This is a genomic window from Streptomyces sp. APSN-46.1 (assembly GCF_022815725.1).
In the GTDB taxonomy this organism is placed as follows: Bacteria; Actinomycetota; Actinomycetes; order Streptomycetales; family Streptomycetaceae; genus Streptomyces.
This window is the reverse complement of sequence record NZ_JALGRF010000002.1, coordinates 823,105-849,672: the sequence shown is the minus strand read 5'-3', so window position 1 is coordinate 849,672 and position 26,568 is coordinate 823,105. Positions and strand designations below refer to the sequence as shown.

Genomic DNA, 26,568 nt, shown 5'->3' with positions numbered 1-26,568 from the left:
GGCCGGCTGCCGCCCCGGCCGGGGCTTCCGGGGGTTCCCCGGGGGATGCATTCCGTGCTCCATTGTCCCGCACGCTTCAAGGTGCTTCGCGCCCGGTCCCTCCATCCGTGACGACGGCCTCGTGGCACGGTCCGGCGCACGGTCCGGCGGACGGCTGGGAGAGCGGTCCGGGCCGCCCCTCCCGTACTCTCGACCTCATGTCGCTCTACGCCGCGTACGCCGGCAACCTCGACCCGCGGCTGATGACGCGCCGCGCACCCCATTCGCCGCTGCGCGGCACGGGCTGGATCAACGACTGGCGGCTGACCTTCGGCGGCGAGCAGATGGGCTGGGAGGGCGCGCTGGCGACGATCGTCGAAGCCCCGCGCCACCAGGTCTTCGTCGCCCTGTACGACATCGCCCCGCTGGACGAGGACTCGATGGACCGGTGGGAGGGCGTCGGGCTCGACATCTACCGCCGTATGCGCATCCGCGTCCACACGCTGGACGGCGAGGAGGCGGCCTGGTGCTACGTCCTCAACGGCTACGAGGGCGGCCTGCCCTCGGCGCGCTACCTGGGCGAGCTCGCCGACGCGGCCGAGTCCGCGGGGGCTCCGCACGACTATGTGATGGAACTCCGCAAGCGCCCCTGCTGAGCCCAACGTCTTCGTGAAGGACGCCGAGGGGCTGACCAGGCAAGTTCCTGGCCCTTCGTCGGAAACGACAACGCAACGATCTGAACTACGTAAGGCTGGTCATCTACGCGCGTAGGCAATGACCGGCTACGCTCGTCAGCGTGAACGCATCTGTTACCGACCCCTTCGCCGACGCCACCGCCGCAGCCGCCCGCCTGCGTGAGCTGACCGGTGCCGAATCCCACGATGTCGCCCTCGTCATGGGCTCCGGCTGGGCCCCCGCCGCCGAGGCGCTCGGCGCGCCCGAGGCCGAATTCCCGGTCACCGAGCTGCCCGGATTCCCGCCCCCCGCCGTCGAGGGCCACGGCGGCAAGATCCGCTCGTACAAGATCGGCGAGAAGCGCGCGCTGCTCTTTCTCGGCCGGACCCACTACTACGAGGGCCGCGGCGTCGCCGCCGTCGCGCACGGCGTGCGCACCGCCGTCGCCGCCGGCTGCAAGACCATCGTCCTGACCAACGGCTGCGGCGGCCTGCGCGAGGGCATGAAGCCCGGCCAGCCCGTCCTGATCAGCGACCACCTCAACCTGACGGCCGCCTCGCCGATCGTCGGCGCGAACTTCGTGGACCTCACCGACCTCTACTCGCCGCGCCTGCGCGCGATGTGCAAGGAGATCGACGAGACTCTCGAAGAGGGCGTCTACGTCCAGTTCCCCGGCCCGCACTACGAGACCCCGGCCGAGATCAACATGATCCGCGTCATGGGCGCCGACCTGGTCGGCATGTCCACCGTGCTGGAGGCCATCGCCGCCCGCGAGGCCGGCGCCGAGGTGCTCGGCATCTCCCTGGTCACCAACCTGGCGGCGGGCCTGTCCGGCGAGCCGCTGAACCACGAAGAGGTGCTCCAGGCCGGCCGCGACTCGGCCGCGCGCATGGGCAAGCTGCTCACCCAGGTCCTCGCCCGCATCTGAGACGGGACAGGCACCCGCACCGTACGAGAGACAAGGCGGAAGTAGTGCAGGAACAGGACGACCTGATCACCCGGGCCCGGGCCTGGCTGGCCGAGGACCCGGACCCGGAGACGGCGCGGGAGCTGGCCGGGCTCATCGAGTCCGGTGACACCACCGGCCTCGCGGAGCGCTTCTCCGGCACCCTCCAGTTCGGCACCGCCGGACTGCGCGGCGAGATCGGCGCCGGCCCGATGCGGATGAACCGCTCCGTGGTCATCCGGGCGGCGGCGGGCCTGGCGGCCTACCTGAAGGCCCAGGGACACGCCGGCGGCCTGGTCGTCGTCGGCTACGACGCGCGCTACAAGTCGGCGGACTTCGCCCGCGACACCGCCGCCGTCATGATCGGCGCCGGGCTGCGCGCGGCCGTCCTGCCCCGACCGCTGCCGACGCCCGTCCTCGCGTACGCCATACGGCACCTGGGCGCCGTCGCCGGCGTCGAGGTGACCGCGAGCCACAACCCGCCCCGGGACAACGGCTACAAGGTGTACCTCGGCGACGGTTCTCAGATCGTCTCCCCCGCGGACGCCGAGATCGCGGCCGAGATCGAGCGTGTCACCACCCTCGACTCCGTCCCCCGTCCGGAGTCCGGCTGGGAGAGCCTCGGTGACGAGGTGCTGGAGGCCTACCTGGCCCGGACGGACGCCGTCCTGACCCCCGGCTCCCCCCGGGGCGTGCGGACCGTCTACACGGCCATGCACGGCGTCGGCAAGGACGTCGTGATGGCGGCCTTCGCCCGGCACGGCTTCCCGACGCCGGTGCTCGTGGCCGAGCAGGCCGAGCCGGACCCGGCGTTCCCGACGGTCGCCTTCCCGAATCCGGAGGAGCCGGGCGCGATGGACCTGTCCTTCGCGAAGGCCGCCGAGGTCAACCCGGACATCGTGATCGCGAACGACCCGGACGCGGACCGCTGCGCGGTGGCCGTCCCGGACGACGGTGGCTGGCGGATGCTGCGCGGCGACGAGGTCGGCGCGCTGCTCGCCGCCCACCTCGTGCACAAGGGCGCGCGGGGCGTCTTCGCCGAGTCGATCGTCTCCTCCTCCCTCCTGGGCCGCATCGCGGAGGCCGCCGAGCTGCCGTACGAGGAGACCCTGACGGGCTTCAAGTGGATCTCCCGCGTGGAGGGCCTGCGCTACGGCTACGAGGAGGCGCTCGGCTACTGCGTGGACCCCGAGGGCGTCCGCGACAAGGACGGCATCACGGCGGCCCTGCTCGTCGCCGAACTTGCCTCGGAGCTCAAGGAGCAGGGCCGGACCCTGACGGACCTGCTGGACGACCTGGCGATGGCCCACGGGCTGCACGCCACCGACCAGCTGTCGGTCCGCGTCTCGGACCTGTCGGTCATCGCCTCGGCGATGGCGCGGCTCCGGGCGGAGCCCCCGACCTCCCTGGCGGGCCTGCGCGTGACCTCGGCGGAGGACCTGTCGGTCGGCTCGGCCACCCTCCCTCCGACGGACGGCCTCCGCTACTACCTGGACGGCGACTACAAGGCCCGCGTGATCGTCCGCCCGTCGGGCACGGAGCCCAAGCTGAAGTGCTACCTGGAGGTCGTGGTCCCGGTGGCCGAAGCCTCCGACCTCGCCCCGGCCCGCGCCCGCGGCCAGGAAGTCCTGGACGCGATCAAAAAGGACTTCGCGGCCGCCGCCGGCATCTAGCCGGCCCCGAGCGCGCCCCTCGGCCCCCTGAGCCCCGTCCGGCTCAGGGGGCCGTCGGCGTATCCGTCAGGACGAGCCGACGCTCCCTCGCAGTCAGCGGCCGCTCCGCTCCAGCAGCATCACCGCATACACCGGCGAGTCGGCGAACGGCTGGTTCTCGCCGATCTTCCGGTAGCCCCACCCCTCGTACATGGCCTGCAACCGGGGCCGCTCGGTGTCCACGGTCAGGACCGCGGATGCCTCGCCGCGGCCTTCGAGGAGCGCATCGTGCAGGCGCGGACCGAGGCCGGTCTTGCGCCACTTCGGGCACACCATCAGCTCGGAGACGTGAAAGGTGGCAGGGTCGGCCGGCGGGGTGCCGAGGTGCCCTTGCCACCACTGGCGGCCCTCGGCGGCGGGGGCCCCGTAGGAGAACCCGACCGGCACATCTCCCTCCCACGCGATCACGCAGGTGAAGCCGGGATTGCCGCCCCAGTGGTCCACGAACCACGGGAAGCGTTGGACGAACTCCTCGTTCATGCGGTCCGCATAGGCGTCGGCGTGCACATCCAGAAGGGTTTGCCGTATCGCGGGCAGATCATCGTGGGCGTGGCGGCTCAAGGTGATGTCGGTCAACGCGGGCTCCATTCGGTGCGGTATCGGTCAGCCCACTCGCGGGCCGCCCGGTCGGTGGGGGCGAGAGTGAACAGGTCGCGGTGGAAGTCACCGATCTGTGTCCGCATCCGGCCCGGGATCGGGTCACCGGCCATCAGATCGAACCCCTTGGCGGTCGTCGCGCACGCCTGGTCGATGTCGCCTTGGCGAAGCTGCGCGTGCGCGAGACGCACCATGGTCATGGCCCGGTTGCGGCGCAGGGTGGCGGGGAGCGCGGCCAACGCCCGGTGGGATGCGGCCTCGGCGTGCGCGGGCTCGCCCAGGAGGTCCCGGACGATCGCCGTGAGCGCGGCGAGCTCCGCCGGCCCGTAGAACCCGATCCACGGCGGCCGCGGAACTGCCTGGGCGCGGGTCAGAGCGTCTTCGGCGTAGCCGAGGGAGCGCAGCGCCGGTTGCCGGTCGCCGCATGAGGCGTGCCCGATCGCGGTACGCGCGTGGGCCAGGGACGCGAACAACGGGTCACAGCGGGCGATGGTCGTGGCCTTCGCCGCCTGGGAGGCGGCGACAACCTCCCCGAACTGCTCACACTGGTGCGCGAGCATCGCCGTCGAGTTCCAGACCCGCATCTGCGCCATGGAGTCCTGCGCCATCCCGGCCAGGCGCAATGCCTGATCGAGATGGGCGCGGGCACGGTCGAGTTGGCGTGCGTCGATGCACGACCAGGCGGCCGACGCCGTGTAGTGCGAGGCCAGGGAGAACAGCCTTTGCCTCACGGTCTGGGAGGCGGCCCGCTGCTGCAACGCGACTGCCTCGGCGGCCCCGGCGAGCGCGGCCTTCTCCAACGCCCCGTGGCCGCCCCGGGCCTGGTCCAGCGCGGTCAGAGCGCTCATGCCCTCCCGCAAGCGGATCACGTCCGCAGTGCCGACCGACCAACGGCCGGAGGGAACAGCGCCAGCGGCGGCCGCGCCGACGGTCAGAGAGCAGAAGGTGCGGCGTAGCACGGGGTCCTCCGGCGGTGCTGGTAGTGCGGGTGAGGCGAACCCTAGATCCGTGATCGGGCATCCGAACACCTGCTCAAGCGCTGCCCGGGTCCGGCCGATCGGCCTGGTCGTGGTCCCGTTCACGAGATTCCGCACGCTGCGCGCGGACACGTTGCCCGGTCTGCCGGTGATCGACTGCAGCGCGGCATTCATCTGACCTGCTAACTCGTCCTGAGTCAGACCCAGATCAGCCATTCGCGCCCTCAGTGCGGCGTTCTCTGCCATGCCACCGACCGTAAGGCCACGATCACGGTGCGATCCAGACGAAGAGTCAATCAGCCCTAAAGTTTTCCGGTTGCCCGCACCCCCGGCCCCGGCAACCTTTCCTGTCTCCCGCCGTCTCATGGTCGTTGACTGGGAATCAGCAACACCCCCTCCAAAGGCCGGGCCTTTCCCCGTCCGGCCTGGTGCGCGGGAGTCGTACCTGCTCTCAGCCACAGCCGAGGAACGACCCCCCACGCGCCATCCCCAGCGATCACGACCCAGGGCGGCGGCGATGACGATCACGACGCAGCTACAAGACCACCAGCGCCGATTCCCGCGCGCCATCACACTGCCCCGCCACCTCTGGCCGGCGCCCGGCACCACCGTCCGCGCGATGGAAGCCCCCGAGCACCTGGCCGTGGGCGTCCTCGCCCGCTACGGCACTCTGACCGACGCGTTCCCCGGCTACGGATACGTACGTCCGCTCGAAGGCGGCCGCGAGTGGGTCGCCACCCCCGAATACCTGAGACCGGCACACCCCATGGAAATCTCCGCCGCACGTATCCAGGGGTGGGCCCGGTGACCGGCCGCATCTCGGGCCCGGTCTCCGGCGGCGAGTGGCACACCATCGACCACCCGCTGACCGGAGAGACCGTCCGCGACATCGCCAACGGCCTCACCGGCACCCTGACCTGCGTCACCGAGGAACACCACAGCGGCCGTCTGCTGGAGATCGCCCACATCCGCCCCACTTGCGGAGGAATCGAGTGGACCACCGCAGCCTCAAACATCTCCCACGCCAGCGGTGCCCGGTGAGCGCCGCGCAGATCGGGGACCTGGTCGAAGACGGCCCCGGCGGCGGCCGGTGGATCTACACCGACCGGCGCGGCGGAACACCGATCCTGCGCCCCATGTACGGGGGCACCGGAAACACCCGGGAAACCGACCACCCCGAGGGGCTTCGGGTCATCAAGACCAGGAAAGAACTCCGCGCCGAGTCCCTGCACTTCCTGTAGCCGGGCCGCAGGGGCCGCACCACGTCCGGACGTGGTGCGGATCCACACGGACACCCCGACCACGCTCACGACTTCCTGCCCACCCGTTCAAGCGAGAGGGGCACCACCGTGACATCCCAGCTCATCCCACGCATCGGCCCGCCGCCCGCCCACGGCTGGACGGCGCTGCGGAACTTCGCACACCTGGGCGGACAGTTCCGAGTGTCCCTGACCCCCAAGTGCAACGTGGCCTGCTGGTTCTGCCACAACGAGGGCGACGTCCCCCCGCCGCTGACCCGCATCAACCGCAGCGCACGCCCCCGGTCCGGCGAGCTGGACGCCGACGGCTTCATCACCATCATGCGAGAGGTGATCGGGGCCGGACTGCGCCGCGTGTACTTCACCGGCGGCGACCCCCTGCTGTCCCCGATCGCCCACGACGTCCTCACCCGCCTGCCCGTACGTGAACCCGACGTGTCGTACACGCTGATCACGAACGGGACGCTGATCCGGGCGAACGAGGACTGGCTGCCCTATGCCGACCTCGACAAGGTGAAGGTGTCCCTGCACTACTTCTCGGATGACACCTTCCGGGCCATCGCGGGCACCCGCATGAGCGTGGACGTGGTCCTCGACGGCATCGACGCGGCCCGTGGAATGTTCCCCGCGGTCGAACTCAACACGCTGATGCAGAAGGAGAACGAACACGAACTGACCCGCATCCTGGACTTCGCCTTGGACCGGCGGATGCCCGTCCAGTTCATCGAGCTGGTAGAGACCGAGCACAACACCTCCCGGAAGTCCTCCGCCATCAGCGCCGACGGAATCATCCGCCACCTGCGGACCCTGACCCGTGACGAGCGGGTCGAGGCGTACGGCGTCGGGCAGGGCCGGCGCATCTTCACCGTGGACGATGTCGAGATCGACGTCATCCAGCGCGACCTCGGCCGCCACCACGTCGGACAGTGCGGCACCTGTCCCCTCCGCCCCAAGTGCATCGAAGGATTCTGGGCGCTGCGCCTGGACCACGCCGGGGGCCTGCAACCGTGTCTGCTGCGTGATGACCTGCGCCTGAACCTCCTGCCTCTGCTGGATACCCCGGAGAAGATCCCGGACGCGGTCGCCGCGCACGTCGCCGCGTTCACCGAGGGAACCCTGTGAACGCCCCCAGCGGCCCGTACGCGCCGCTTGCCGGAACGGGTGTACGGATGGGTCCGTTCGTCGTACTCGAAGGCGTCTCCGCCGTCGGCAAGTCCACGCTCGCCCGCCTCCTCGCGGACCGGCTCGGCGCGATGCGCCTGCACACCCTGCCCGCCCCGCATGGCGGGTGGTCTCGCACGGTGCACGCCGAGCTGCGGCCGCTGCCCACCCTCGCGTTCTACCTCTCCGGGCTACTCCACGCCTCCGACACCATCCGCGCCGACCTCACGCACCGGCCGGTCATCGCCGACCGGTACACGTCCTCCGTGATCGCCTGCCAGGCCGCCGTCAGCGGCACCACCACCGACGACGTGGCCCGGCTCCTGGCTCCCTTCCGCCCCTACCTGGTCGCCCCGGACGCAACGTTCTACCTGCGCAGCTCGGAGGCGACGCTGAAGGAGCGCATGGGGATCAAGCCGGACACGAAGGAAGACGACACCGCGCTGTTCGCCGTCCCCGGCCGTCTGGCCGCGCTGTGGGCCAACTTCGAAGAGGTCGCCGCCACCGACCCCACCGCCGTTCTCCTGGACACCGACGGCGCCACCCCCGACCAGCTCGCCGACTTCATCACCGACCGCCTCAAGGAGCAGCGTGCTTAACCCCATTAACCCCGGCGCGGTGATCACCGGCGGGCAGATTCACGGGACCTTCCCCGGGCAGATCCATGAAGGCGTGCCCTGGTGGGTCGCCGCCTGCTTCGTGACGGTGACCCGAACCGGCGCGCTTGCCGTCGCCCACGACGGACGCCCGGCCACCGGCCGCTTCCACCACAGCTTCCTCCAGGGCGCGATCAACGCTCACCACTTCGCGTGCGAGATCGCCGACGCCGGCGCCACCGACGAAACCGGGCTGCTGCACGCCATGAGCGCCCTCGGTGGCATCCCCGGCGCACTCATCACCACCAGCGGAGACGGCCCGCACACGGTGACCATCCGCCTCTACAGCGCGGACGGCCGCCAGGCGCAGGAGGACACCGGGCTCGCCGCGATCCGCGCCATGATCGCCGCCGACCGTGTCCCCATCCCCGTCAACGCCACCTGCAAGGGCCGCATTGTCGCCCTGGCCTACGTCGTAGGAGCAGACCGGTGATCAATGCCCGCCAGGTCATCGAGTCCGGCACGAACATCCTGTTCGTCACCCTGGACTCCCTGCGCCACGACGTCGCCCGCGCCACCATGCACGCCGGGCACACCCCGCGCCTCGCCGCGCTGCTGCCCGGCGGACAGTGGGAGGAACGCCGCACCCCCGGCACGTTCACCCTCCCCGCACACATGGCGTTCTTCTCCGGCTTCCTGCCCAAGCTCCCCACCCCCAACCAGCCGCCCCGCCTGTGGGAATGCCGGCCGCCCGCCTTCAAGACCGTGGACGAGGGCACGTTCGTCTTCGATGCCCCGAACCTCCTGACCGGTCTCGGACAGCACGGATACCGCACCGTGTGCGTGGGCGGTGTCACGTACTTCTCGCGTGAGACGCCGCTCGGGTCGGTCCTGCCGGACATGTTCGATGAGGACCACTGGCGGCCGGAGTTCTGCTCGCCCGAACCGGACTCCACCCGCCACCAGGCCGACCACGCGCTGACCGTCGCCGACCAGTACGCCGGGCGGCCGCTGTTCCTCTTCGTCAACGTCTCCGCCACCCACGTCCCCCACGGGCACTACCTCGGCGACAGCGCCGACACGTGGCAGTCTCAGGCGGCCGCGCTCACCTACGCCGATGAACACCTCGGCCGACTGGTGGAGGGGCTGGTGGCAGACCGGCCGTGGCTGGCCATCATGTGCTCCGACCACGGCGACGCGTTCGGGGAAGACGGCTACCACGGGCGCGGTATCACACACCCTGCGGTGATGAACGTGCCGTTCGCCGCCATGCTCGTACCAGCCGGGTCTAGGCTCCCCAGCCATGGACTCACACCCTGAAAACACGCGTGACGCAGCCGTCATCGTCGCCCGCGACGCCTCCGGACTCGTCGCCGTCCTGACCACCCGCTTCCCGAAGCACGGGGGCGACTACCTGTTCCTGCCCGGCGGCCGCCTCGAACCCGGCGAGACCCACGAGGAGGCCGCACGACGCGAACTCCAGGAGGAGGCAGGCATCACCGCCTCCTCCTGGCAGCACCTCGGCACTTACGCCATCACCCTCAACTCCCCGGCCCGCATGTCCCTCCACCTCGCCGAAGGACTGACGATCGGCCCCCAGCAGCTCGCCGAAGGCGAAGAGGACTTCAAGCTGATGTGGTGGCCCCTGGCCGACGCCCTCGACGCCGCCACGGAGGGCCGCTTCCTCCTCCCCGGCGGCCCCCTCGCTCTCCTCCTCGCCGAGCGCCACACCGCGAGCACCCCCGCCCAGTAACTATGAGCACCCCTCAGATCCTGACTACCCGGTGAGACGCTCGCGCTCGGCCAGCCCCGGCACGAGATGCTGCCCGACGGGCTCTGCCCCGATCTTCAGCCCCGCCTGGGGCCTGGTCAGTCGACTCCCCCATGCAGCACGTCCGACTGGACACCGCGTTTTCGCACATCCTTCTGTCCGACCCGGCCACCCGCGATGATGGGCTGACCGTCCTCGACAACGCGGCGCGCATGGCCTCGCAGCACGGCCTGAGTCACCAACTGCGCAGCATGAACCAGGGAGCCCCCGTGCCGGACCGCGCAGAGCGCACGATCACCGACGAGCAGTGGAGCGACGCCGTCCTGATCTGGCGCTATCACCAGATGGGCCACGAGGTACGCCCCTGCTCTGCGGCCATCGGCCTCGGCAGCCACGACCTGGGAGTCGCCACCGCCTCGGCGGACCTCTACCGCGCCGGCCTCTTCCCCGTGGTCGTGTTCAGCGGCGGCAACAGTCCGACCACGGCGGCCCGCCTCCCGCGCGGTGAGGCCGTCCACTACCGCGAGCACGCACTCGACCTGGGTGTGCCCGACGAGGCGATCCTTCTGGAGACCCAGGCCGGGAACACCGGCCAGAACATCACCCTCTCCCGCGACGTGCTGCGCGCGGCCGGTTTGGAGGTCGAATCACTGCTCCTGATCTCCAAGCCGTACATGGAGCGCCGTTCCTACGCCACGTGCCGCCACCTGTGGCCCGAGGTCGAGGTCGTCTGCGCCTCCGAGCCTCTGGAGTTCGACGACTACATCAAGTCCATCGGCGACGAGAAGCTCGTCGTAGACATGCTCGTCGGCGACCTGCAACGGGTCATCGAGTACCCGAAGTTCGGCTTCGCCATCGAGCAAGACGTACCGGGGGATGTCCATGACGCCTACGAGCGTCTTCTGCGCTCCGGATTCGACAGCCGGCTCATCAACGCCTGACCGGGCAGACGCTCACCACAGACTCCGGCCGGCCCCCGACGGACGGAGTCCGGCGCAGCGGCGCGAAGCCCATGAGGCGCCCGAGCGCCGAGTGGTGCGAGCGGCGCGTCAAGGACCGGTCGGGCGGACTATTTCGCCCAGTGTCGGGATCGACTCCGGTCGGGAGCGGACCGCGTCAGCGCACTCCCACGCCCGGGGCGGATCCGCGTCCGGGCCGCCCAGGACCACCGGGCCCGGGCCCGCCGACACCGCCTCGCTGCCCGCCAGCGTGCACACGATCTGCGACAGCGCCACCGGCGGCAGGTCCTCCGGCCTCCGGCTCAGCCGCAGCGTCCCCGCCGGGTCGCCCGCCCGCGGCGGCGCCGCGGTCAGCCCGCCCGGGACCCCGGTCGTGAAGCCCGCGTCCCGTTCCTCCGCGGACGGCGTCCGCTCCAGCGCCTCCAGCAGCGCCTGCGTCGCCAGCACCACGGGGTCGCGCCCGGTCCGCTTCTCCGGCACCGGCACCACCCGCTCCACGCCGACCAGCTGCGAGCCGCAGACCAGCTCCACCGTGGCCCGGAACCCCTGGACCCCGCCCTGTCCGCCCGCCGGCGGCTCCGGGGTGTCGCAGGACACCCGCGAAGGCGCGGCGCCCACGTCCACCGGGACCGTCGTCGCCCGGATCCCGCAGCCGAACGTCCCGCCGGCCAGGGCCGCCAGGACGACCCCGTACAGCGCCTTACGCGTCCACGTCACCGGCGATCACCTTCCCCACGTCCACCGGCAGCCGCAGCGTGAACAGCGCACCGCCCTCCGCCGCGTTGGCGGCCGTGATGTCGCCGCCGTGGATGTGCGCGTTCTCCACGGCGATGGACAGGCCCAGCCCGCTCCCGTCCGACTTCGGCCGCGACGCGCTCGCCTTGTAGAACCGGTCGAAGACGTGCGGCAGGACGTCCTCCGGGATGCCCGGCCCGTTGTCCTTGACCGCGATGACCAGCCACTCCCCCTCGACCGTCACCGACACCCGCACCGGCGAACCGCCGTGCTTGAGCGCGTTGCCGATCAGGTTGGCCAGGATGACGTCGAGCCGCCGCGGGTCGAGCCGGGCCATGATGCCCCGCTCCGCGTCGAGTTCGACGGCGTCGAGCCAGGCCCGCGCGTCGATGCACGCCGTCACCTGGTCGGCGACGTCCACGTCGTCCAGCACCAGCCGCGCCGTTCCCGCGTCGAAGCGGGTGACCTCCATCAGGTTCTCCACCAGGTCGTTCAGGCGCCGCGTCTCGCTCACGACCAGCGCCACCGCCGGCGCGATCATCGGATCGAGGTCGTCGACCTCCTCCTCCAGCACCTCGGCCACCGCCGTCAACGCCGTCAACGGAGTGCGCAGTTCGTGCGACATGTCCGCGACGAAGCGCCGGCTGGACTCCTCCCGCGCGCTCATGTCGGCGACCTTCTTCTCCAGCGCCTCCGCCGTCTTGTTGAAGGTCCGTGACAGGTCCGCGAGTTCGTCGGTCCCCGACACGTCGAGCCGGTGGTCCAGTTCGCCCTCGCCGAGCCGCCGCGCCGCGTCGCCCAGCCGCTGTACGGGCTTGAGCACCGTCCGGGCCGCGGCCTGCGCGAGCAGCGCCGACACGAGCAGCGCGAGACCCGTCGCGATGGTCAGCGACCAGCCCAGCGCGTTCAGGTCGTCCCGTTCCTGCGCCAGGGACTTGTACATGTAGCCGGTCGGCCCGCCGCCCACGATCCGCGTCCCGCCGACCAGGTACGGGTTGCCCTGCGGCTTCGTCCGCTGCCAGTACATGTGGTACTCGGCGTCATTGGCCGACGTCGTCTTCTGCCGGTCGTTCACCGCGTGCTGCAAGGACGTGGGTACGTCGTCCAGCCCGAAGGAGTCGGGACCGGCCGCGCCGAACACCTTGCGGCCGTCCTTGCGCTCGTCCACCAGCAGCACGCTGTACCCGGGACTGCTGCCCGCCATCAGCTCGGCGGTGCGCTGCATCTCCTCCGGGGTCGGGTCGCCGGGCAGCGCCGCGGCCCGGTTCTGCATCTCCTGCCGGAAGTCCCCGAGGGCGGCCTCCTGGACGCGGGTGAGCACCGCCTCCCGGTTCAGCCAGTAGGCGATCCCGGAGGCGGAGACGGCGGCCGTCAGCGCGACCAGGGCGAACACGACGAGGAGCCGCAGCCGCAGGCTGGTCCAGCGCCGGCCCGCGAACAGGGCTTTGATCACTGCGGGGAGTCCAGCCGGTAGCCGACGCCGCGCACGGTACGGATCAGGGTGGGCGAGGAGGGGATCTCCTCGACCTTGGCGCGCAGCCGCTGCACGCACGCGTCGACGAGCCGGGAGTCGCCGAGGTAGTCGTGCTCCCACACCAGGCGCAGCAGCTGCTGCCGCGAGAGCGCCTGTCCGGGGCGGCGGCTGAGTTCGAGCAGCAGCCGCAGCTCGGTCGGGGTGAGCTGGAGGTCCTCCCCGTTCTTCGTGACGGTCATCGCGGCCCGGTCGATGACCAGCGAGCCGAAGCTCGCGGAATCGCTGGACTCGCGCTCGCCGCGGCGCAGCACGGCCCGGATCCGGGCGTCGAGCACCCGGCCCTGGACGGGCTTGACCACGTAGTCGTCGGCGCCCGACTCCAGGCCGACCACGACGTCGATGTCATCGCTGCGCGCGGTGAGCAGGATGATCGGCAGCTGGTCGGTGCGGCGGATCCGCCGGCACACCTCGAAGCCGTCGATCCCGGGCAGCATGACGTCCAGGACGATCAGGTCGGGCCGCTGCTCGCGCAGCAGTTTCAGGCCGTCCTCGCCCGTCGCCGCGGTGGCCACACGGTGGCCCTGGCGAGACAGGGAGAGTTCGAGGGCCGTGCGGATGGCGTCGTCGTCCTCGATCAGCAACAGGAAAGGCACGGGCTCATTCTGTCCCATCGTCCGTCGGGAGTTCGACCCGCGTGCGCGTTCCCGGTTCCGGGACGCCTGTGACAGTGCTGTGACAGTCGGCGGACACCCCGGTTATGTGGCGGGGGCAGTCTTCTATCAACGCACCAACGAACCAACGAACCACACCGAACCGAAGCAGACTCCACGACGGGGGGCGCGAGATGAACACGCTGCACAGCACCACCACCAGCGCGGTTGTCACGCGGCTGCACGATGTGAACCGCCGGGCAGGTGTCCGTACGGCTACGGTCACCCGCTCCCGTGCGGCGCACGTCGTAGCCATTGACGCGAACCAGTACCAGGCGGTTCCCGCACCGCGCACCCCGTCCTCCACGTCCGAGGCGGAGTTCACGGCGTACGTCCAGGAGCGCCGGGCGGCGCTCTACGCGACGGCCTTCCACCTGACGGGCGACCGGCACGAGGCCGAGGACCTGCTGCAGAGCGCGCTGTTCTCGACGTACCGAGCGTGGGACCGGATCAGTGACAAGGCGGCCGTGGGCGGTTACCTGCGGCGCACGATGACGAACCTGCACATCAGCGCGTGGCGTCGGCGGAAGCTGAACGAGTACCCGACGGAGGAGCTGCCGGAGACGGCCTCCGACACGGACGCGATGCGGGGTACGGAGCTGCGCTCGGTGCTGTGGCAGGCGCTGGCCCGGATCCCGGAGCCGCAGCGGACGATGCTGGTGCTGCGGTACTACGAGGGCCGGACGGACCCGGAGATCGCGGAGATCCTGGGCATCAGCGTCGGCACGGTGAAGTCGAGCATCTGGCGGTCGCTGCGGCGGCTGCGGGAGGACGAGGCACTGAGCTTCGGGCGTGACGAGGCGGAATCCTTCGGGGAGCTCGTCGCGTAACCGGAAGAGCCATGGGCCGGGGGGCCCGTCCTACGGGGGTGGGACGGGACGGCCTATGGGGGGGAGAAGGCGGGATCATGCGGCCGGGGGTCCGCACGATCCCGCCTTCTCGTGTGCCCGGACGCCCGCCTCGGTGTGCCCGGACGCCCGCTGCGAGCCCGGCCTGATCGGCCGGACGACCGCTCAGGCCGGGGTGGCGGTGCGGTGGCGGCCGGCCGCGGCGGCGGCCAGGCGGCCGAGGGCCTCGTCACGGGCGCAGGCGTGGGCGCCGAGGGCGGTGTGCCGGGCGACGATCCCCCGCTCGGCGCGCATCAGCCGGTACCCCCTGCGCAGCAGGAACAGCACCGACTTGCGCCCCTCGCGCAGATCCCGCAGCAGCCGGCGCCGGAACGTCGTGGAGGGGCGCCCGCGCAGGCAGATGGCGTCGGCGAGCAGCCCCAGCTCCTGGCACCGGGCGACGATGTCCGCCGCGAAGATGCCCTCGGCGATGAACAGCGGCGTCCGGGAGATGTCCAGCGACTCCGTCCCGGTCCGGGAGGACGTCGCGATGTCGTAGACGGGAACCTCCGTACGGCCTCCCGCGCACAGCTCCTCGATCGCCGCGACCGCGGTGTCCGCGTCCCAGGACAGCGGAGAGTCCCAGTCGATGTCCGAGCTCCCCCCGACCAGCGGAAGGCTCGGGTCGTCGCCCTCCTTGTAGAAGTCGTCGAGGCGCAGCACGGGCAGCCCGGAGCGGGCGGCCAGTGACGATTTTCCGGAGCCCGACGGACCGGTCAGCAGGACGACACGCGTCGGCGAAGGAGAAGAACAGCTCACGGGACACCAGTCTGAACCATTAACCCCTGTAGGGGATCCTCCCGGTGGCCGGTTGGTATCCAGGATCACACGTCAACTACGCTGCGTGCGCACGCGACTACGACCACAGGCGGGAACCCCATGGCACGTCACGCAGCTCCGCACACCTCCACGCTGCGCACCGCAGGCCTCACGCTCTCGATGGCAGGCGCCGCGCTCGCGATGGCCGCGGGCGGCGCCCAGGCCGGCGAGCTCGATGTCCCGGCGGCGCTGGCCGGCGTCACCGACCCCATCGCGAACCTCAAGGTGAACCCGCTGGCGCACACCGGCGTGGACCCGCTGGACAACGGCATCGCCACCAAGGTCGCGGACTTCCCGGCCGTCGGCACCGGCATGGTCACCGGCGTCCTGACCCAGGGGCCCTCGGTCGGCGAGCTGCCGGGCGCCGCCGTCGGCTCGCTGCTCGGGCCGGTGCTGCCCAAGTAGCGGCCCGCGTACGGGTACGGGAAGGCCCCGGCAGCGCTGGGGGCACCTCCCAGCGGTAGCTGGGGGAGGGACGCTGCCGGGGCCGGTTCACGGGGGTCTTTAGTACGAGGACCCGCCCGCGCCCAGCGAACCCGTCGGGTGCCAGACGGTCTTGGTCTCCAGGAACGCCGTCATGCGCGACGTGCCCGGGTCCGCGCTCCAGTCGTCCACAGGCTGTGGACGCAGAACGCGCTTGAGGTTGTCGGCCGCCGCGATCTCCAGCTCCTTGGCGAGGGCCGCGTCGGCGCCCGCCAGGTCGATCGCGTTGACGTCCTGGTGCGACGCCAGGTGCGGGCCCATCTCGCCGGCCTTGCCGGACAGGATGTTGACCACGCCGCCGGGCAGGTCGGAGGTGGCGAGCACCTCGCCCAGGGAGAGGGCCGGGAGCGGGGACTTCTCGCTGGCGATGACGACGACGGTGTTGCCCGTCGCGATCACCGGAGCGATCACCGAGACCAGGCCCAGGAAGGACGAGTCCTGCGGGGCGACGACCGTGACGACGCCGGTCGGCTCGGGGGTGGAGAGGTTGAAGAACGGGCCCGCGACGGGGTTGGCCGCGCCCACGATCTGGCCGATCTTGTCGGTCCAGCCCGCGTACCAGACCCAGCGGTCGATGGCCGCGTCCACGACGGCGCCGGCCTTCGACTTGGACAGCCCCTCGGCCTCGCCGACCTCGCGGACGAACTGGTCGCGGCGGCCCTCCAGCATCTCGGCGATGCGGTAGAGGATCTGACCGCGGTTGTAGGCGGTGGCGCCCGACCAGCCGCCGAAGGCCTTGCGGGCCGCGACGACCGCGTCACGCGCGTCCTTGCGGGAGGACAGGGGTGCGTTGGCCAGCCAGTTGCCCTTGGAGTCGGTCACCTCGTACACCCGGCCGCTCTCGGAACGCGGGAACTTCCCGCCCACGTACAGCTTGTAGGTCTTGAAGACATTCAGACGGGTCGACTCAGACATCGAGGTAGCCCTCCAGGCCGTGGCGGCCGCCCTCGCGGCCGAAGCCCGACTCCTTGTAGCCGCCGAAGGGCGAGGTCGGGTCGAACTTGTTGAACGTGTTGGCCCACACCACACCCGCGCGGAGCTGGTTCGCGACCGCGAGGATGCGCGAGCCCTTCTCCGTCCAGATGCCGGCGGACAGGCCGTACTGGCTGTTGTTGGCCTTGGCTACGGCCTCGTCGGGCGTACGGAAGGTCAGCACGGACAGCACCGGGCCGAAGATCTCGTCGCGGGCGACGGTGTGCGCCTGGGTGACGTTCGTGAACAGCGTCGGGGCGAACCAGTAGCCGGCGGACGGCAGCTCGCACGCCGGGGACCAGCGCTCGGCGCCCTCGGCCTCGCCGGTCTCCGCGAGCGCGGTGATCCGGGCGAGCTGCTCGGCGGAGTTGATCGCGCCGATGTCGGTGTTCTTGTCGAGCGGGTCGCCGAGGCGCAGCGTGGAGAGGCGGCGCTTGAGCGAGTCGAGCAGCTCGTCGTGGATCGACTCCTGGACCAGCAGGCGCGAGCCCGCGCAGCAGACCTGGCCCTGGTTGAAGAAGATGCCGGTGACGATGCCCTCGACGGCCTGGTCGATGGGGGCGTCGTCGAAGACGATGTTGGCGCCCTTGCCGCCCAGCTCCAGGGTGACCTTCTTGTTGGTGCCGGCGACGTGGCGGGCGATCTTCTTGCCCACCGCGGTCGAGCCGGTGAAGGCGACCTTGTTGACGTCCGGGTGCTCGACGAGGGCCGCGCCCGCGTCCCCGTAACCCGTGAGGATGTTGACGACACCCTTGGGCAGACCGGCCTGGCGGCAGATGTCCGCGAAGAACAGGGCGGACAGCGGGGTGGTCTCGGCGGGCTTGAGGACGACCGTGTTGCCGGTGGCGAGCGCCGGGGCGATCTTCCACGCGAGCATGAGGAGGGGGAAGTTCCAGGGGATGACCTGGCCCGCCACACCCAGCGGGCGCGGGTTCGGGCCATAGCCGGCGTGGTCGAGCTTGTCGGCCCAGCCCGCGTAGTAGAAGAAGTGCGCGGCGACCAGCGGGAGGTCCGCGTCGCGGGTCTCCTTGATCGGCTTGCCGTTGTCCAGGGTCTCCAGGACGGCCAGCTCGCGGCTGCGCTCCTGGATGATGCGGGCGATGCGGAAGAGGTACTTGGCGCGCTCGGAGCCGGGCAGCGAGGACCACTTCTCGAAGGCCTTGCGGGCGGCCTTGACGGCCCGGTCCACGTCGGCGGCGCCCGCCTGGGCGACCTCGGCGAGGACCTCCTCGGAGGACGGCGAGACGGTCTTGAAGACCTTGCCGTCGGCGGCGTCGGTGAACTCGCCGTCGATGAAGAGCCCGTAGGAGGGAGCGATGTCGACGACGGACCGCGACTCGGGGGCGGGTGCGTACTCGAAGAGAGAAGACATGGTGATCAGTCCACCGTCACGTAGTCGGGACCGGAGTAACGCCCGGTGCTCAGCTTCTGGCGCTGCATGAGCAGGTCGTTCAGCAGGCTGGAGGCGCCGAAACGGAACCAGTGGTTGGAGAGCCAGTCCTCGCCCACGGTCTCGTTGACCAGGACCAGGAACTTGATCGCGTCCTTGGTCGTCCGGATGCCGCCGGCCGGCTTCACGCCGATCTGGATTCCAGTCTGCGCCTTGAAGTCACGGACGGCTTCGAGCATGAGCAGGGTGTTGGCGGGGGTGGCGTTGACCCCGACCTTGCCCGTGGACGTCTTGATGAAGTCGGCGCCCGCGAGCATGCCGATCCAGGAGGCGCGGCGGATGTTGTCGTAGGTCGACAGCTCGCCGGTCTCGAAGATGACCTTCAGGCGGGCGGCGGTGCCGTCCTCGCGGACGCACGCCTCCTTGACGGCCTTGATCAGCTCGTAGGTGTCCAGGTAGCGGCCGGCGAGGAACGCGCCACGGTCGATGACCATGTCGATCTCGTCGGCGCCGGCGGCGACGGCGTCACGGGTGTCGGCCAGCTTGACCGGCAGGGCGGCGCGGCCCGCCGGGAAGGCGGTGGCGACGGAGGCGATCTTGACGTCGGCGCCGTGCAGGGCCGCCTTGGCGGTGGCCACCATGTCGGGGTAGACGCAGACGGCGGCCGTCATGGGCGCGGTGCGGTCGGTCGGATCGGGGTTGACGGCCTTGGCGGCGAGCGCCCGGACCTTGCCCGGGGTGTCCGCGCCTTCCAGCGTCGTCAGGTCGATCATCGAGATGGCCAGGTCGATGGCGTACGCCTTGGCCGTGGTCTTGATCGAGCGAGTACCGAGCGCGGCCGCGCGAGCCTCCAGGCCGACGGCGTCGACGCCGGGAAGCCCGTGGAGGAAGCGGCGCAGCGCGCTGTCGGACGTCGTCACGTCAGCGAATGCGGGGAGGGTGGTCGGCATGGTCACCACATGAGCATATCTACGCGCGTAGCGACCTGTCACCCCCTCCCCCGAATCCAATCGGAATCAGCGCACCCGTTTGCTGTTACGCGACCAGGACGGAAAGAAGATCATCCGCCCGCACGCGGGCCGTAGATTCTTCTTCAGCAGCCCGCCACACCTGACCCGGTGAACCAGCCGAACAGACTCAACGAGGCATGCGACTCTCCTCCACTTTCCTCACCCATGCTTCAGGAGTCGTTATGCGTACCGCCCTCCGTACCTCGATCGTCACCGCCGCCCTCGCCGGCGCGATGCTCGCACCGGCCGCCGGCGCCGCCTTCGCCGCGCCCGCCGCCGCGCCCGCCGCGCAGAGCGCCGTGGCATCGACGTACGGAACCGTGTCGGACAACAGCCGCTACGAGGGGCAGGCCGTCTCCATCGGCGACAACATGGTCGCGGTGCTGCGCAACGAGGCCGAGGGCCCCGAGGCCTGGATCCGCGCGTCCGGCCCCGGGTGGATGCCGGGCGACGACTACATGTTCCGGGTCCTGACCATGCTGAACCGCCAGAAGACCACCGACACGGTGAACGGCGTGTCCCTCAAGCTCACGAAGGCGGACACGGCCGCCCCGGTGCTCGTCGTCACCAAGGGCGGCGTGAGCGCGTCCTACCCGCTGCCCAAGGGCCGGGCCACCGCGCCCGCCTCCTGCGTCTCCGAGGTCAAGCACGTGCAGGTCGGCGCCGGCATGACGGCCGACCTGACGATGTCCCCGAAGGGTCCGAAGGCCTTCGTGCACGCCGACCCGGCCAACACCTGGTCGCTGACGCTGGACCGCTCGCACCCCAAGGGGCCGGACAGCCACTACCTGCGCATCATCAACCCGAGCGGCGCCAAGCCGGTCCTGGAGTGGAAGACCCAGGGCGGCGAGAACGTCCCGGTCGCGAGCTCCTCCTTCCCCGCGCTCCCCAAGGGCTGCAAGGTCGAGTACAAGGTCACGGAGGAGCAGGCCGGCAAGCCGGCGGAGAAGCCCGCCGAGAAGCCGGCCGCCAAGCCCGCGCCGAAGCCGTCCGCCACCCCGGCCGACGTGAAGACCCAGACCGTCGCGGTCGCCGCTCAGACGGCCGTCGTCCCGAAGGGCGCGGTCGCGGCGGGCGCCGAGCTCCCGGTCGAGACCGTCGCGGACACCGACAACACCACCACGGTGGCCGCGGGCGCCGGCCTGGTCGCGATCTTCGCCGCGCTCGGTGCGACCGTCCTGCGCCGTCGCCGCAACCACGGCTGACCCTGAGCGCAGCCGTTCTTCCCTGCCCCTTCGGCGGGCCGTCCCCGTGGCGGCCCGCCGGTCCCCGTTCAGGAGCCGTCCATGGCCCGCGCCACCGTCCGCGCCCTCGCCCCGCTCGCCCTCGTCGCCCCGCTCGCCCTCGTCGCCCTCACCGGCTGTGGCGGCGCCGCGCCCGCGACCGCTCCGAGCACCCCGCCGGCGCACATCGCCGCGGCCTCCGCCGCCCCGCCGGCGCCCTCCGCGTCCGCCTCGTCCGCCTCGTCCTCGGCGGCACCGGCAACGGCACCGGAACCGGCCCCCGCCGTCACGCCCCTGCCCGCCTCGGAGCCCGTACGGGTACGGATCCCCGCGGCCGGCGTCGACGCCTCCCCCGTGCTCGGCCTCGGCCTGGAGGCCGACGGCACCGTCCAGGTGCCCTCCGTGGCCGACGGGGACAAGATCGGCTGGTACACCAAGGGCGTCACCCCCGGCCAGACCGGCCCCGCCGTGCTGATCGGGCACTTCGACACCGCGCGCGGCCCGGCCGTCCTCAAGAACGTCTCCAAGGTCCGCACCGGCGACGAGATCACCGTCTCCCGCGCGGACGGCAGCTCCGCCGTCTTCCGCGTGCGCGAGCTGGAGCAGGTCGACAAGAAGCGGTTCCCCACCGCCAAGGTGTACGGGGACACCGCGCGCCCGGAGTTGCGCGTGATCACCTGCGGCGGCGAGATCACCGACGGCCACCGCCCCGACAACATCATCCTGTACGCCGATCTGGTGGGCTGAGCCACCTCGGCGGCGCATGAGGCACAATCGGGCGCATGAGCAGCCAGCAGCCCCCTGACGAGCCGGTCTACGACGACCGGGTCTACCGCTCCCCCATGGCCGTCGTCACCGGCGTGCTGCTGCTCGCGCTGATCGTGTGGCTCTGCGGCGACGCCGTGGTGCGGGGCTCGGGGACGACCCGCTGGGCCGCGCTGGCCGTCGCGCTGTGCGTCGTCCCGCTGACGGTGGCCTTCACCCTGCGCGCCGCGGTCTTCGCGAACGACGACCGGTTGCGGATCCGCAACCCGTTCCGGACCATCGAGCTGCCCTGGAGCACGGTCGACGCCGTACGGGCCGGGTACTCCGCCGAGGTGCTCGCGGAGGGCAAGCGCTACCAGCTCTGGTCCGTCCCGGTCTCCCTGCGCGAGCGCAAGAAGGCGAACCGGCAGCAGTTCAGCCGCCGCGGCGGGCTGCGGGGCACGGGCCTCCAGCAGCAGGAGGGCAAGGCCGCCGAGGCCGCCGCCGGGCCGAAGCGGGCCGGCGCCGACAAGGTCGTGGACGAGCTGCGCGAGCTGGCCGAGCGCGGGGCCGGGCGGGCCGGCGCCCAGGGCGGCGTCAAGGTCCGCTGGTCCTACGAGATCATCGCGCCCGCCGTGATCGGCGCGGTGGCGCTGATCGTCCTCCTCGCGACGCGCTGAGCCGGGCGCGAGGAGCCGGGGCGAGGAGCGGGCGAGCGTGAGCACCACCACCCGTACGTCCGGAACCACGGCTACCGCTGGGCGCGTCCCCGCAGGTGTGCAGCGTCTTGAGGCCGGCGGCAGTGCCGCCACCGCCACCACCGCCCCTGTTCTCCGGTACCGGCTCCGGCTCGCGGGCTGGATCCTGCTCGCCGCCCATCTCCTCCTCGTCGGCTGGCTGACCCTGCGGCCCCTGGACGTGCCCTGGGCCGCCGCCGCCAACCTCACCCCGCTGGAGGGGATCAAGGCCGATCTCGCGTGGGGTCCGCTGGGAGCGGCCCGGCGGATCGGCGAGGGCCTGGCGCTGCTCGCTCCGCTCGGGGTCCTGCTGCCGGTGGTCGGTGGGCGGCTCGCGTCGTCATCGCCTGCCGCGTGGTCCTCGCTGGCCCGGACGGCGGCCGCCGCCGTGCTGTTCTCCGTCAGCATCGAAATGCTCCAGAGCGCCATCCCGGGCCGGGTCGTCGACGTGGACTCGGTCCTGCTGAGCACCGCCGGTGTGGTGCTCGCGCACGTGGCCGTCGTACCGGCCCTGCGTGCCCGGCTGCGGCGTTCCCAGCGGCTTTCCCAGCGGCGTTCTCAGGGGCCCACCCCGAGAATTACCAGGGTCGGGGTGGGCCCCTGGACCGAGGTTCTGTCGGCGGTTCCGCGTGAGTATTGAGGCATCGCAAGAAAGCGGTCCCCATACGAAGCGGTCCCCATACGAAGGAGACAACCTCATGAGCGCGATTTCCCGCCCCCGCGACGGACGGATGATCGGTGGAGTCTGCGCCGGTCTCGCGCGACGGTACGGAATGTCGGCGAAGACCATGCGCCTCATCTTCCTCGTCTCGTGCCTGCTGCCCGGCCCTCAGTTCCTGATCTACCTGGGGCTGTGGGTGCTGCTGCCGAACGAGAAGTCCTCGGCCGGCGCCGCCTGGTAGGACCGGGAGAGCCGCGGGAGCGGGAGCGGGCGCTCAGCCGGCCCGCCGGACCTTCTCCAGCTGCTTGTCCGTCACTTCCTGCGGCACCTGCGTCTGCTGCCGGGCCGCGGCCACGTTGAGGGCCGTCAGCCGGACGACGGTGGCGCCCTGGCGTACGAGGAGCAGGTGCACCTGCGCCGAGGCGCCGTTGGCGACCGCGGTGGTGGTCCAGCTGACGCTCTCGTCGCCGGCGCTCTTGTAAGCGGCCGCCCGGACGTCCTTGTAGCTGCCGGCCTGCTTCTCGATGGTGGCGGTGAAGCCCGTACCGCAGGCGGCGATCGCTTCCTTCAGCCGGGCGATCAGGCGCTTGGCGTCGCTCTCGGTGTAGGAGCTGACGGAGGCGGCGACGGCGAGTCCGATCTGCTTCTGGGAGCCGACGCCCCGGTTGACGGTCTCGCGCGCGGCCGGGTCCGGCTTGTCGCCCATGGCGTCGGCGAGCGGCTGGCAGGCCTTCTTGTCGGCCTGGGGCTGCCCATGGGGAGCGTTGGGGTTGCTCTGGGCGGAGATCTGGTAGCCGTCCAAGTCGCCCTGTTCGAGGGAGGCGCGCTCCAGCTTGCTTCCGCCGGACTTCGGGGCGGCGGGTCCCCCGGTGGCAGGTCCCCCGGCGGCCGATCCTGCGGAGGCCCCGGGCGTGCCGGAGGCGGCGGCGGACCCCTGGGGAACCGGGGCCTTGCCCGTCGCGGGGGTGTCCGTACTGCCGCAGCCCACGGCTGCGAAGAGCAGGGCGGGGAGCAGTGCGACCGTGGTCGCTCGTGCCTTCATGCGCATGACGGAAACCTCATACCCATTGCGTCGGCGGGCAGTTGGTGGTGATCGTGGCACACGGCACGACGCGGCGCACACCTCACCGAAGGAGTGTGCGCCACGCGTGCGTGCGTGCGAATTTCGCGGGCCGGGACGGCGCCCGCGGGCTCCGCGCGTGCCGATCCGGGGCGGATCAGCCGCCGAGGCCGTTCAGGCTGTTGGTGAGCGGGGTCAGCACACCGGTGACCTGCGAGGTGGGGTCGCTGGACTGCTGGGCCTCTTCGCCGCTCACGTGCTGCTGGCTGGTCAGCCCCTGGAGCGCGCCGGTGGCGCCGGTCAGCGTGTCGGTGAGCCCGACGGCGGGGGCGGCCGAAGCGGCACCGGCGGCGACGACGGCGAAGGCGGCACCGAGAGCGGCGGCACCGATGGTCTTGGCAGCTGACTTCTTCATGAAGGATCGTCCTTGCGACGGGGGAATTGAGCGGCTCCGCAAACTAGTCACTTCAAACCCTCGCCCGCAAACATCATTTGATATGAGAAAGCGCCCGGGAATTGTTCCTCCCGGGCGCTCTCAGTCCGTCACACCATGGCCTAGGCCGAGACGGAACCGCTGGTCGAAGCGGTCTGACGGAACAGCCATTCCGACTTCAGCTCGGCATAGCCGGGCTTGATGACGTCGTTGATCATGGCGAGTCGTTCATCGAAAGGAATGAACGCGGACTTCATCGCATTGACCGTGAACCACTGCATGTCCTCCAGCGTGTAGCCGAAGGTCTCGACGAGGTGCTCGAACTCGCGGCTCATGCTGGTGCCGCTCATCAGCCGGTTGTCGGTGTTGACGGTGAGCCGGAAGTGCAGCTTGCGCAGCAGGCCGATGGGGTGCTCGGCGTACGAGGCGGCCGCGGCCGTCTGCAGGTTCGAGGTCGGGCACATCTCCAAGGGGATGCGCTTGTCCCGGACGTACGAGGCCAGGCGGCCCAGCGTCACCGAGCCGTCCTCGGCGACCTCGATGTCGTCGATGATCTTCACGCCGTGACCCAGGCGGTCGGCGCCGCACCACTGCAGGGCCTGCCAGATCGACGGCAGGCCGAAGGCCTCGCCCGCGTGGATGGTGAAGTGGTTGTTCTCGCGCTTGAGGTACTCGAACGCGTCGAGGTGGCGGGTGGGAGGGAACCCGGCCTCGGCGCCGGCGATGTCGAAGCCGACCACGCCCTTGTCTCGGTAGCGGTTGGCCAGCTCGGCGATCTCCAGCGCGCGGGCGGCGTGGCGCATCGCGGTCAGCAGCGCGCCGATGCGGATGCGGTGGCCGTTGGCCTTCGCGCGGCGCTCGCCCTCGCGGAAGCCGGCGTTCACGGCCTCGACGACCTCTTCGAGGGTGAGCCCGGCTTCCAGGTGCTGCTCGGGGGCGTAGCGGATCTCGGCGTACACGACGCCGTCCTCGGCCAGGTCCTCGGCGCATTCGGCGGCGACCCGGAAGAGGGCCTCCTTCGTCTGCATGACCGCGCAGGTGTGCGCGAACGTCTCCAGGTAGCGCGGGAGGGAGCCGGAGTCGGCGGCTTCCCGGAACCAGATGCCGAGCTTGTCGGCATCGGTCTCGGGCAGGTTCTCGTAGCCGACCTCCTGGGCCAGCTCGATGATGGTCCCGGGACGCAGTCCACCGTCGAGGTGGTCGTGCAGCAGCACCTTCGGGGAGCGGCGGATCTGATCCGGGGTGGGCAGGTTGGGGGTCTCGCTCGTCATTTGTGCACTCTAGCTCCTACGCGCGTAGAGCGACGTGCTCGCGACGGCGGTCGATACGTAACAGTGACCGTGCGGACGGGTGGCGTACACCTCCGCGTCTGAGACTGTTCCGCCATGGCACAGCATGCGCCGCCGGCGCGCGGGGCCCGCCTGGGGCGGGCAGCCGGCGCGAACGGCTTGGGCTCGACGGTCAGCACGGCCAACACGGTCAACGCGGTCAGCACGGTCGACGGAGTGGTGCTCCTGCTTCCCGGGGCGTCCAGATTCTCCCCCGGTCCGGTACGTCCGCTCGCGCGGGCGCTGGGCCGGGCGGGCCGGGCGCGCGGGGCGGAAGGCCTGGTCACGCACCTGGTCCTGTACGGGTCGGGCGACGCCCGGGAGGACGACGCGAGGTGGGCGGCGGACGAGGCGGTGCGGCGGTACGGGGACGTGCCGGTGTGCCTGGCCGGCTACGGCGCGGGGGGCCGGGCGGCGTTGCGGGCGGCCGGCCACGAGGCCGTCAACTCGGTGCTGGCGCTCGCGCCTTGCCTGGACGAGGCGACCGATGGGGACTCCCCGGAACCGGTGAAGCAGCTCGCGGGGCGACAGGTGTTGATCGTCCACGGCACCAACGACGCGCGCAGCGATCCGGAGTTGTCGTTCCGGCTGGCGGCGCGGGCGAAGAAGGCGAATCGTTCCACGTGCCGGTTCGAAGTGCATTCGGACGGGCACGCCCTGCGGGAGCACCAGGCCGAAGTGGTCGCGCTGTCCGTGGATTTCGTGCTGGGCGCGGTGTTCTCGGGACGCTACTCGCGGCCGGTGACGGACGCGCTGGCCGCGCCGCCGCCGCTGGGGCTGCGCATGCCGCTGGCCTCCGGCTTCGGGCGCTCGCTGCGGGGCTGAGGAGCGGCCCGTAGAGTGAGAAGTGGACTCGGGGTGATCCTTCCGGGAGGCGATGGGCATGGGGATCGTGCGCAGGAGCTTCGACGCGGCCGACGAAACGCGTCCGTTCGTGGACGGCAAGGGCCGGCTGGACCTGATCCAGGCGGACGGCGGGCCCGTCGGCCGCGCGGTGTTCGAGCCGGGCTGGCGCTGGTCGGAGCACATCAAGCCGCTGGCCGGCACCGACAGCTGCCAGTCCGCGCACACGGGGTACGTGGTGAGCGGCAAGATGCACGTCGTCATGGACGACGGGACGAGCGACGACTACGGCCCCGGCGACTTCATGCAGGTCTCGCCGGGACACGACGCGTGGGTTGTGGGCGACGAACCGTGCGTGGCCATCGACTGGACCGGCTTCGGCGACTACGCGAAGGCAGCCGGCGCCTGACCGCCGCGGGGATCCGGC

34 protein-coding genes are annotated in these 26,568 nt (G+C 71.2%); 22 read left to right on the top strand and 12 right to left on the bottom strand.

The window, feature by feature from the left end:
* Window positions 1-197 precede the first annotated feature (197 nt).
* From MTF65_RS10525 to MTF65_RS10515, 3 genes are all read left to right on the top strand, one after another.
* Window positions 198-635 (top strand): gamma-glutamylcyclotransferase, encoded by a 438-nt coding sequence (locus MTF65_RS10525; protein ID WP_030290800.1) that lies wholly within the window; start codon window positions 198-200, stop codon window positions 633-635.
* A 140-nt stretch (window positions 636-775) separates the two neighbouring features.
* Window positions 776-1,582, top strand: coding sequence for a purine-nucleoside phosphorylase (locus tag MTF65_RS10520; RefSeq protein ID WP_243628282.1), 807 nt, complete (start codon window positions 776-778; stop codon window positions 1,580-1,582).
* Window positions 1,583-1,626: 44 nt separating this feature from the next.
* Complete coding sequence (locus MTF65_RS10515) at window positions 1,627-3,273, top strand: phospho-sugar mutase (protein WP_243628281.1); 1,647 nt, start codon at window positions 1,627-1,629, stop codon at window positions 3,271-3,273.
* A 93-nt stretch (window positions 3,274-3,366) separates the two neighbouring features.
* Here the strand turns inward: MTF65_RS10515 and MTF65_RS10510 are convergent, their stop codons facing one another.
* Window positions 3,367-3,900 carry a GNAT family N-acetyltransferase gene (locus tag MTF65_RS10510; RefSeq protein WP_243628280.1) on the bottom strand — a complete coding sequence of 178 codons (534 nt, stop codon included), beginning with the start codon at window positions 3,898-3,900 and terminating at the stop codon, window positions 3,367-3,369.
* Complete coding sequence (locus tag MTF65_RS10505) at window positions 3,885-4,757, bottom strand: hypothetical protein (protein ID WP_308407139.1); 873 nt, start codon at window positions 4,755-4,757, stop codon at window positions 3,885-3,887. The genes MTF65_RS10510 and MTF65_RS10505 overlap by 16 nt, the downstream gene beginning before the upstream one ends.
* 160 nt (window positions 4,758-4,917) lie before the next feature.
* On the opposite strand from MTF65_RS10505, the gene MTF65_RS30495 reads away from it, so the two are divergent.
* From MTF65_RS30495 to MTF65_RS10460, 10 genes are all read left to right on the top strand, one after another.
* The gene (locus MTF65_RS30495; RefSeq protein WP_308407138.1) at window positions 4,918-5,064 is read left to right on the top strand and encodes a hypothetical protein; all 147 of its coding nucleotides are present in this window, start codon (window positions 4,918-4,920) and stop codon (window positions 5,062-5,064) included.
* A gap of 339 nt (window positions 5,065-5,403) precedes the next feature.
* Entirely contained in the window at window positions 5,404-5,694 is a 291-nt protein-coding gene (locus MTF65_RS10500; RefSeq protein WP_243628278.1) for a hypothetical protein, read from the top strand.
* Entirely contained in the window at window positions 5,691-5,927 is a 237-nt protein-coding gene (locus tag MTF65_RS10495; RefSeq protein WP_243628277.1) for a hypothetical protein, read from the top strand. Before MTF65_RS10500 ends, MTF65_RS10495 begins: the two co-directional genes overlap by 4 nt.
* Window positions 5,924-6,127: a hypothetical protein gene (locus tag MTF65_RS10490; RefSeq protein WP_243628276.1), complete on the top strand. Its 204-nt coding sequence runs from the start codon at window positions 5,924-5,926 to the stop codon at window positions 6,125-6,127. Before MTF65_RS10495 ends, MTF65_RS10490 begins: the two co-directional genes overlap by 4 nt.
* 108 nt (window positions 6,128-6,235) lie before the next feature.
* Window positions 6,236-7,267 carry a radical SAM protein gene (locus tag MTF65_RS10485; RefSeq protein ID WP_243628275.1) on the top strand — a complete coding sequence of 344 codons (1,032 nt, stop codon included), beginning with the start codon at window positions 6,236-6,238 and terminating at the stop codon, window positions 7,265-7,267.
* Window positions 7,264-7,905 (top strand): thymidylate kinase, encoded by a 642-nt coding sequence (locus tag MTF65_RS10480; protein WP_243628274.1) that lies wholly within the window; start codon window positions 7,264-7,266, stop codon window positions 7,903-7,905. Before MTF65_RS10485 ends, MTF65_RS10480 begins: the two co-directional genes overlap by 4 nt.
* A complete protein-coding gene (locus MTF65_RS10475; protein ID WP_243628273.1) occupies window positions 7,898-8,395 on the top strand; it encodes a hypothetical protein in 498 nt (165 codons plus the stop codon). Before MTF65_RS10480 ends, MTF65_RS10475 begins: the two co-directional genes overlap by 8 nt.
* Window positions 8,392-9,222 (top strand): STM4013/SEN3800 family hydrolase, encoded by an 831-nt coding sequence (locus MTF65_RS10470; RefSeq protein ID WP_243628272.1) that lies wholly within the window; start codon window positions 8,392-8,394, stop codon window positions 9,220-9,222. Before MTF65_RS10475 ends, MTF65_RS10470 begins: the two co-directional genes overlap by 4 nt.
* Window positions 9,206-9,655 (top strand): NUDIX hydrolase, encoded by a 450-nt coding sequence (locus tag MTF65_RS10465; RefSeq protein ID WP_243628271.1) that lies wholly within the window; start codon window positions 9,206-9,208, stop codon window positions 9,653-9,655. The genes MTF65_RS10470 and MTF65_RS10465 overlap by 17 nt, the downstream gene beginning before the upstream one ends.
* Before the next feature lie 269 nt (window positions 9,656-9,924).
* The gene (locus MTF65_RS10460; RefSeq protein ID WP_243628658.1) at window positions 9,925-10,614 is read left to right on the top strand and encodes a YdcF family protein; all 690 of its coding nucleotides are present in this window, start codon (window positions 9,925-9,927) and stop codon (window positions 10,612-10,614) included.
* 108 nt (window positions 10,615-10,722) lie between these two features.
* Here MTF65_RS10460 and MTF65_RS10455 read toward each other — a convergent pair whose 3' ends face one another.
* From MTF65_RS10455 to afsQ1, 3 genes are read right to left on the bottom strand one after another with little or no spacing between them, the layout of a single operon-like run.
* Complete coding sequence (locus tag MTF65_RS10455; protein WP_243628270.1) at window positions 10,723-11,349, bottom strand: hypothetical protein; 627 nt, start codon at window positions 11,347-11,349, stop codon at window positions 10,723-10,725.
* The gene (locus MTF65_RS10450; RefSeq protein WP_243628269.1) at window positions 11,333-12,820 is read right to left on the bottom strand and encodes a HAMP domain-containing sensor histidine kinase; all 1,488 of its coding nucleotides are present in this window, start codon (window positions 12,818-12,820) and stop codon (window positions 11,333-11,335) included. The genes MTF65_RS10455 and MTF65_RS10450 overlap by 17 nt, the downstream gene beginning before the upstream one ends.
* Complete coding sequence (gene afsQ1, locus MTF65_RS10445; RefSeq protein WP_243628268.1) at window positions 12,817-13,494, bottom strand: two-component system response regulator AfsQ1; 678 nt, start codon at window positions 13,492-13,494, stop codon at window positions 12,817-12,819. Before afsQ1 ends, MTF65_RS10450 begins: the two co-directional genes overlap by 4 nt.
* 191 nt (window positions 13,495-13,685) lie before the next feature.
* Here afsQ1 and MTF65_RS10440 point away from each other — a divergent pair, with 191 nt between their 5' ends.
* Window positions 13,686-14,381, top strand: a complete 696-nt coding sequence (locus MTF65_RS10440) for a SigE family RNA polymerase sigma factor (RefSeq protein WP_243628267.1) — start codon at window positions 13,686-13,688, stop codon at window positions 14,379-14,381.
* 183 nt (window positions 14,382-14,564) lie between these two features.
* Here the strand turns inward: MTF65_RS10440 and MTF65_RS10435 are convergent, their stop codons facing one another.
* Window positions 14,565-15,263, bottom strand: coding sequence for a uridine kinase (locus MTF65_RS10435; protein WP_243628657.1), 699 nt, complete (start codon window positions 15,261-15,263; stop codon window positions 14,565-14,567).
* A 54-nt stretch (window positions 15,264-15,317) separates the two neighbouring features.
* Here MTF65_RS10435 and MTF65_RS10430 point away from each other — a divergent pair, with 54 nt between their 5' ends.
* Entirely contained in the window at window positions 15,318-15,662 is a 345-nt protein-coding gene (locus MTF65_RS10430) for a hypothetical protein (protein WP_243628266.1), read from the top strand.
* A gap of 99 nt (window positions 15,663-15,761) precedes the next feature.
* Here MTF65_RS10430 and MTF65_RS10425 read toward each other — a convergent pair whose 3' ends face one another.
* The 3 genes from MTF65_RS10425 to deoC are packed head-to-tail and all read right to left on the bottom strand — an operon-like array spanning window position 15,762 to window position 19,058.
* On the bottom strand, window positions 15,762-16,655 hold the full coding sequence (locus MTF65_RS10425; RefSeq protein ID WP_243628265.1) for an aldehyde dehydrogenase family protein: 894 nt from the start codon (window positions 16,653-16,655) through the stop codon (window positions 15,762-15,764).
* Complete coding sequence (locus MTF65_RS10420; protein WP_243628264.1) at window positions 16,648-18,084, bottom strand: aldehyde dehydrogenase family protein; 1,437 nt, start codon at window positions 18,082-18,084, stop codon at window positions 16,648-16,650. Before MTF65_RS10420 ends, MTF65_RS10425 begins: the two co-directional genes overlap by 8 nt.
* 5 nt (window positions 18,085-18,089) lie before the next feature.
* Window positions 18,090-19,058 (bottom strand): deoxyribose-phosphate aldolase, encoded by a 969-nt coding sequence (gene deoC, locus MTF65_RS10415; protein ID WP_374207196.1) that lies wholly within the window; start codon window positions 19,056-19,058, stop codon window positions 18,090-18,092.
* Window positions 19,059-19,294: 236 nt separating this feature from the next.
* On the opposite strand from deoC, the gene MTF65_RS10410 reads away from it, so the two are divergent.
* The 5 genes from MTF65_RS10410 (at window position 19,295) to MTF65_RS10390 (ending at window position 22,718) form a co-directional block, all read left to right on the top strand.
* Window positions 19,295-20,317, top strand: a complete 1,023-nt coding sequence (locus MTF65_RS10410; RefSeq protein WP_243628263.1) for a hypothetical protein — start codon at window positions 19,295-19,297, stop codon at window positions 20,315-20,317.
* An 81-nt stretch (window positions 20,318-20,398) separates the two neighbouring features.
* On the top strand, window positions 20,399-21,082 hold the full coding sequence (locus MTF65_RS10405; RefSeq protein ID WP_243628262.1) for a class F sortase: 684 nt from the start codon (window positions 20,399-20,401) through the stop codon (window positions 21,080-21,082).
* Window positions 21,083-21,117: 35 nt separating this feature from the next.
* Window positions 21,118-21,759, top strand: coding sequence for a PH domain-containing protein (locus tag MTF65_RS10400; protein WP_243628261.1), 642 nt, complete (start codon window positions 21,118-21,120; stop codon window positions 21,757-21,759).
* Window positions 21,760-21,856: 97 nt separating this feature from the next.
* Window positions 21,857-22,456: a VanZ family protein gene (locus MTF65_RS10395; protein ID WP_243628655.1), complete on the top strand. Its 600-nt coding sequence runs from the start codon at window positions 21,857-21,859 to the stop codon at window positions 22,454-22,456.
* Between the two features lie 58 nt (window positions 22,457-22,514).
* Window positions 22,515-22,718 carry a PspC domain-containing protein gene (locus tag MTF65_RS10390; protein ID WP_243628260.1) on the top strand — a complete coding sequence of 68 codons (204 nt, stop codon included), beginning with the start codon at window positions 22,515-22,517 and terminating at the stop codon, window positions 22,716-22,718.
* A 33-nt stretch (window positions 22,719-22,751) separates the two neighbouring features.
* On the opposite strand, the gene MTF65_RS10385 is transcribed toward MTF65_RS10390, so the two are convergent.
* From MTF65_RS10385 to MTF65_RS10375, 3 genes are all read right to left on the bottom strand, one after another.
* Window positions 22,752-23,519, bottom strand: a complete 768-nt coding sequence (locus MTF65_RS10385) for a hypothetical protein (protein ID WP_243628259.1) — start codon at window positions 23,517-23,519, stop codon at window positions 22,752-22,754.
* Window positions 23,520-23,694: 175 nt separating this feature from the next.
* Entirely contained in the window at window positions 23,695-23,952 is a 258-nt protein-coding gene (locus tag MTF65_RS10380; protein WP_243628258.1) for a hypothetical protein, read from the bottom strand.
* A gap of 140 nt (window positions 23,953-24,092) precedes the next feature.
* Window positions 24,093-25,241 carry an adenosine deaminase gene (locus MTF65_RS10375; protein ID WP_243628257.1) on the bottom strand — a complete coding sequence of 383 codons (1,149 nt, stop codon included), beginning with the start codon at window positions 25,239-25,241 and terminating at the stop codon, window positions 24,093-24,095.
* Between the two features lie 114 nt (window positions 25,242-25,355).
* Here MTF65_RS10375 and MTF65_RS10370 point away from each other — a divergent pair, with 114 nt between their 5' ends.
* Window positions 25,356-26,123, top strand: coding sequence for an alpha/beta hydrolase (locus MTF65_RS10370; protein ID WP_243628256.1), 768 nt, complete (start codon window positions 25,356-25,358; stop codon window positions 26,121-26,123).
* 58 nt (window positions 26,124-26,181) lie between these two features.
* Window positions 26,182-26,550, top strand: coding sequence for a cupin domain-containing protein (locus tag MTF65_RS10365; RefSeq protein ID WP_243628255.1), 369 nt, complete (start codon window positions 26,182-26,184; stop codon window positions 26,548-26,550).
* Window positions 26,551-26,568: the final 18 nt, after the last annotated feature.

What these genes read in the sequence shown, in the direction of transcription:
- MTF65_RS10430 (WP_243628266.1), top strand. Translation starts at nt 15,318, where the DNA reads ATGGCACGTCACGCAGCTCCGCACACCTCCACGCTGCGCACCGCAGGC.
- MTF65_RS10405 (WP_243628262.1), top strand. Translation starts at nt 20,399, where the DNA reads ATGGCCCGCGCCACCGTCCGCGCCCTCGCCCCGCTCGCCCTCGTCGCC.
- MTF65_RS10385 (WP_243628259.1), bottom strand. Translation starts at nt 23,519, where the DNA reads ATGAAGGCACGAGCGACCACGGTCGCACTGCTCCCCGCCCTGCTCTTC.
- MTF65_RS10440 (WP_243628267.1), top strand. Translation starts at nt 13,686, where the DNA reads ATGAACACGCTGCACAGCACCACCACCAGCGCGGTTGTCACGCGGCTG.
- MTF65_RS10465 (WP_243628271.1), top strand. Translation starts at nt 9,206, where the DNA reads ATGGACTCACACCCTGAAAACACGCGTGACGCAGCCGTCATCGTCGCC.
- MTF65_RS10375 (WP_243628257.1), bottom strand. Translation starts at nt 25,241, where the DNA reads ATGACGAGCGAGACCCCCAACCTGCCCACCCCGGATCAGATCCGCCGC.
- MTF65_RS10390 (WP_243628260.1), top strand. Translation starts at nt 22,515, where the DNA reads ATGAGCGCGATTTCCCGCCCCCGCGACGGACGGATGATCGGTGGAGTC.
- MTF65_RS10525 (WP_030290800.1), top strand. Translation starts at nt 198, where the DNA reads ATGTCGCTCTACGCCGCGTACGCCGGCAACCTCGACCCGCGGCTGATG.
- MTF65_RS10365 (WP_243628255.1), top strand. Translation starts at nt 26,182, where the DNA reads ATGGGGATCGTGCGCAGGAGCTTCGACGCGGCCGACGAAACGCGTCCG.
- MTF65_RS10370 (WP_243628256.1), top strand. Translation starts at nt 25,356, where the DNA reads ATGGCACAGCATGCGCCGCCGGCGCGCGGGGCCCGCCTGGGGCGGGCA.
- MTF65_RS10380 (WP_243628258.1), bottom strand. Translation starts at nt 23,952, where the DNA reads ATGAAGAAGTCAGCTGCCAAGACCATCGGTGCCGCCGCTCTCGGTGCC.
- MTF65_RS10400 (WP_243628261.1), top strand. Translation starts at nt 21,118, where the DNA reads ATGAGCAGCCAGCAGCCCCCTGACGAGCCGGTCTACGACGACCGGGTC.
- MTF65_RS10425 (WP_243628265.1), bottom strand. Translation starts at nt 16,655, where the DNA reads ATGTCTGAGTCGACCCGTCTGAATGTCTTCAAGACCTACAAGCTGTAC.
- MTF65_RS10500 (WP_243628278.1), top strand. Translation starts at nt 5,404, where the DNA reads ATGACGATCACGACGCAGCTACAAGACCACCAGCGCCGATTCCCGCGC.
- MTF65_RS10420 (WP_243628264.1), bottom strand. Translation starts at nt 18,084, where the DNA reads ATGTCTTCTCTCTTCGAGTACGCACCCGCCCCCGAGTCGCGGTCCGTC.
- MTF65_RS10510 (WP_243628280.1), bottom strand. Translation starts at nt 3,900, where the DNA reads ATGGAGCCCGCGTTGACCGACATCACCTTGAGCCGCCACGCCCACGAT.
- MTF65_RS10505 (WP_308407139.1), bottom strand. Translation starts at nt 4,757, where the DNA reads ATGAGCGCTCTGACCGCGCTGGACCAGGCCCGGGGCGGCCACGGGGCG.
- MTF65_RS10460 (WP_243628658.1), top strand. Translation starts at nt 9,925, where the DNA reads ATGAACCAGGGAGCCCCCGTGCCGGACCGCGCAGAGCGCACGATCACC.
- MTF65_RS10410 (WP_243628263.1), top strand. Translation starts at nt 19,295, where the DNA reads ATGCGTACCGCCCTCCGTACCTCGATCGTCACCGCCGCCCTCGCCGGC.